We start from the raw sequence: 4,048 nt of genomic DNA, 5'->3' as shown, positions 1-4,048 counted from the left end.
GACTATGCGTGGCTGGCGCCGCTGGTGAAGGCCGACCTGTCGACCCACTCGACCGAGGAGCTCGAAGCCGTCCTTGCCTCGATCCGCGGCGGCTTTCTCGCCGACCTCTCGCTCGAACGATGCTTCGAATACGAGTCCTGGCGGCAGGCGATCGCCAGTGAAGTGGAGATCGTCGAGCTTGGCATCCTGCGCGAGCTGGTCGAGCGCCTGACGGACCAGCCCCGGCGGGCGCTGCCGCTTGCGCAGCGCCTGCGCCGCCTCGTCCCCGACGACGCCAGCCTCGCCGCCGAGATCCAGGCGCTGGAGGGCGAGGTCCGGTCGGCCGCTGCTCAAGCCACGAGCCGCACGCCCCAGTCCGGCGCCGCGCGACCGGCGCAGGCGTCGTCGAAACCCGCCGCGCCGGCGCAGGATCCCGGCCGCGCCGTGCAGTTCTGCCGGGCTCTCGACGGCGCCAGGCTGGCCTATGCCAGCACCGGCACCGGCCCGGCGATCCTGCGCGCCGCGCACTGGATGTCGCATCTCACCTTCGACTGGGACAGCCCGATCTGGCGGCACTGGATGCGGGAACTGTCGCGCAGCAACCGGCTGGTGCGCTATGACCAGCGTTGCAACGGCCTGTCGCAAAGGCATGTCGTCGACATCTCGTTCGAGACCATGGTGTCGGACCTCGAATGCGTGATCAAGGCGACGGGGCTCGACCGCTTCACCTTGCTCGGCCTGTCGCAGAGCTGCGCGGTTTCCATCGCCTATGCCATCCGCCACCCCGAGAAAGTGTCGGGCATGATCCTTTACGGCGGCTATGTCAAAGGCTGGCGGGCGCGCGGCGACGCGGGCGAGATCGCGACGCGCGAAGCCGCCGCGACGCTGATGCGCGAGAACTGGGGCAAGCCGAACCCGATGTTCCGTCAGGCCTTCTGCTCGATGTTCATCCCCGGCGCCACGCACGAGCATTTCGTCTGGATGGACGATCTGATGCTGCGCACCGTCTCACCCGACGATGCCTGGCGGCTGCAGAGCGCCTCCTCGGTGATCGACGTCAGCGACTTGTTGGAAAAGGTGCGCGTGCCGACGCTGGTGCTGCACGCGCGGGACGATAACGTGGCGCCGGTGGAGTCGGGCCGCACGATGGCAGCGGGCATTCCCGGCGCGCGCTTTATCGAGCTCGAGAGTCAGAACCACATCCTCCTCGAAGGTGAGCCAGCCTTCGAGGAGTTCATCGATCACGTCCGCGCCTTCATCGCCGAGACGGCTGGCGGATAATTGCGTACTCGCGAAGCCCTCAGCCCTTGGCCAAAGGCACGGTGAACACCGTCGCGCTGCCGGTGAGGCACAGCTCGCCGGCTTCGTTGCGCACCGATGTCTCCAGCTTGGTGATCGGCTTGTCGGCGCGCACCTCCTTGACCTCGACGCGGCCGGTGATCAGTTCGCCGACGCCGACCGCCTTGACGAATTTCCACGTCACTTCGAGGAACACCGAGCCGGGGCCGGGAAGGTCCTCCGCCACCACCGCATTCAGGATGCCGGAGGTGACGCCGCCCTGCACGATGAGCTTGCCGAACACCGAAGCCTCGGCGAGCGCTTTGTCGTAGTGCAATGGGTTACGGTCGCCGGTCATCTCGGCGAAAGCATCGATATCCTGAGGCTGTGTGCGCCGCGAGCGCTCGGCGAAAGCACCCACCTTTGGCCGGCCCTTGATGACGCCGACCCAGCCGTCCTTCATCACATGCCCATCCTTTATCGAATGCAAAGTCATGATCGTGCTCCGGTTCGGTTGCGATTGAGGTTCGAGCCGGCCGAGGCCGGCGGCTCGTCCTGATTGGCTGGCGCCCGGTGGGCTGTCGGCCGCGATGCAGAGGAAGGGGCGCGGCGGGCCGGCATGGGGTGCCCGGCCAGCGCCTGCACTTCGGCCTTGAGCACGGCGCTGAAGCGGCGGTGCCGCTCGCCGAGATCGTCGAGCGTCCAGTCGAAGCCGGCGACGGCGTCGGTGGTGTCGAGGATCCGGTTGGCGATCATGTCGCGCCGCCGCTGCCAAACCGAAAATGCCGCCTCAGAGCCGTCGAGGATCGCCCGCGCGAGGCTCTCGGCATCGCGCAGCGCGTCCGAAATGCCGTGCGAGGTGATAGGGTCGCGGAAGAACCCGGCATCACCCGCCAGCGCCCAGCCCGGACCGTGCGCCTGGCGGATATAGCCAGGCACGCCCCGGAACGCCTGCAGGCGAGCATCCTTCGGCGCGTTGGCCGCCTGTGCGGCCAGCGCCGGCGAAAGCGCTTCGAGCACATCCATGCGGGCGCGGGCGTGGCCGAGGCGGAAGCGTTGGTCGAACAGGCTCGTCGGCACCGAGGCGACGATGCAGGCGAGGCCGTCATTGGTCGGGATGAAGGAGCCGGCGATCCCGTCGCGGAAATACCAGTGGTAGCCGGCGCCCGGCTCGATCGGTGCATAGCCATAGACGTGGGCAGCCGACACTGCGCCGCGCCGCAAGGTCTGGGCGTCGACGCATTTTGCCACCAGCGAGCCGACGCCGTCCGCGCCGACCACGATATCGGCGCTGACCCGCACGGCAGCACGGCCGGCGGCGCGGATCTCGATGCCGCGCACGCGGCCACGCGTGTCGGCGAAGAGATCGCCGACCGCCATTTCGTGCAGGATCTCCGCGCCGGCCTTGCGCGCCGCGTCGACCAGGATGCGGTCGAGCACGGTGCGCCGCGGCGCGATCAGGCCAGGAAGATCCGAGTCGGCGACGAGCGGGATGGTGATTTCCTCGTCGCCGTAGTGGAACGTCGTCGTCTCGATGAGCGGCGTGCCCGCCTGGAGCAGCGGTTCGAGCAGGCCCCAGCGCCAAAGCTGCAACACGGCCGGCCGCATCAGCGCATGCGTCGACAGCGTGTCGGAACCATAGGACTTGCGGTCGATCGCCAGCACCTTGAGGCCCGCGCGGGCGAGCAGCATCGCGGTCGCAGCGCCCGCGCAGCGCGCGCCGACGATGATGGCGTCGTAATGGCCACGCTTGGGGGAGGCCATGAGGGAGATGGTTGCCATGGTCGTGGTCCTCAGGCCGCCTTGCGGCCGTTGCGGTCGAGATGACGCGAGATTTCCGCGGCGATCGCCTCGGCATCCGCGCCGACGCCGCCGATGAAGTTGGAATCGCGCTTGCGCAGGAAGCGGAAGCCCAGCGCATAGAGGCCAGGCACGCTGGTGACGCCGCCCTGATGCGCCAGCTCGCCATCGGCGCCGAGCGCCAGCGGCTCCAGCCAGTCGAACGAGCGCGCGTAGCCGGTCGCCCACACGATGCTGCGGATCGATCCGTCGGTCAGCGACAGCCGCTCCGCGCAGGCTGCCGACATCGCGACGGGCTCGGGCCGGTAGGGCGTCGCCGAGCCCGTTAAGCGGTCGATCTCGTCGAGCAGGCGCGCCTGTTTTGCTTCGGCTGCCGCGATGTGCTGGCCGAGATCGCCGGCGAAGCCGATCTCGCGATCGCCGACGCCACGCACCCGCCCGGTGAGTTCCACGCCGAGCGCCTGCAGCGTGGCGAGGTCGACATCGGCCCTGTCCGGTCGGCCGGCGAGCTGCAGCGATGGCTGGCGCCGGGCGGCTTCCGGATTGGCGAGGTCTTCCGGTCGCTGCGCCATCAGGCCCATTGCGCGGAGCCAGAAGAAGATGTCCTGGCCGCGCCATGTTCTGGGCAGGCGCGTATGCTTGCCGACCGAAAGCACCACGCGCCGCCCGGCGCGGGCGAGCTCGTCGGCGATCTGCACGCCGGAGGACGAGGCGCCGACGACCAGCACGCCGCCGCCCGGCAGCTCGCCAGGCGAGCGATAGTGCGAAGCGTGGATGCTGATCGGCCCGCGAAGGGTCTCAGTCGAAAAAGGGATGACCGGCCGGTCGCAATGTCCCGTCGCGACGACCACCGCGCGTGCCGACCAGTCGCCGGCGTTGGTGCCCAAGGCGAAGCCGTCGCTGGTTCGCTTGGCGGCGAGGACCTCGACATTGGTCTCGACCGGCGCGTGCCATTGCCAGGCGTAGCGCTCCAGGCTTTCCACGAAAGCCC

Annotated in this window: 4 protein-coding genes; 1 reads left to right on the top strand and 3 read right to left on the bottom strand. The window is 69.1% G+C overall.

Features of this window, described 5'->3' with window-relative positions; translation table 11 throughout:
• On the top strand, positions 1 to 1,260 hold a 1,260-nt coding region (locus EOD07_RS38665; protein ID WP_245470467.1), incomplete at its 5' end, for an alpha/beta hydrolase.
• A 19-nt stretch (positions 1,261 to 1,279) separates the two neighbouring features.
• Here EOD07_RS38665 and EOD07_RS25210 read toward each other — a convergent pair.
• The 3 genes from EOD07_RS25210 to EOD07_RS25200 all read right to left on the bottom strand — a co-directional run.
• Complete coding sequence (locus EOD07_RS25210) at positions 1,280 to 1,753, bottom strand: MaoC family dehydratase (RefSeq protein WP_245470465.1); 474 nt, start codon at positions 1,751 to 1,753, stop codon at positions 1,280 to 1,282.
• On the bottom strand, positions 1,750 to 3,039 hold the full coding sequence (locus EOD07_RS25205; protein ID WP_164772504.1) for an NAD(P)/FAD-dependent oxidoreductase: 1,290 nt from the start codon (positions 3,037 to 3,039) through the stop codon (positions 1,750 to 1,752). The genes EOD07_RS25210 and EOD07_RS25205 overlap by 4 nt, the downstream gene beginning before the upstream one ends.
• Positions 3,040 to 3,050: 11 nt before the next feature.
• A partial coding sequence (locus tag EOD07_RS25200) for an NAD(P)-binding domain-containing protein (RefSeq protein ID WP_127237349.1) occupies positions 3,051 to 4,048 on the bottom strand: 998 nt, incomplete at its 5' end.

It is taken from the genome of Mesorhizobium sp. M2C.T.Ca.TU.002.02.1.1 (genome assembly GCF_003997225.1).
The sequence above is the reverse complement of the archived record's forward strand: the minus strand, read 5'-3'. Positions and strand labels throughout refer to the sequence as shown.

Excerpts from the sequence above, each read along its gene's own strand:
- EOD07_RS25210 (WP_245470465.1), bottom strand. The coding sequence starts at position 1,753 with ATGACTTTGCATTCGATAAAGGATGGGCATGTGATGAAGGACGGCTGG.
- EOD07_RS25205 (WP_164772504.1), bottom strand. The coding sequence starts at position 3,039 with ATGGCAACCATCTCCCTCATGGCCTCCCCCAAGCGTGGCCATTACGAC.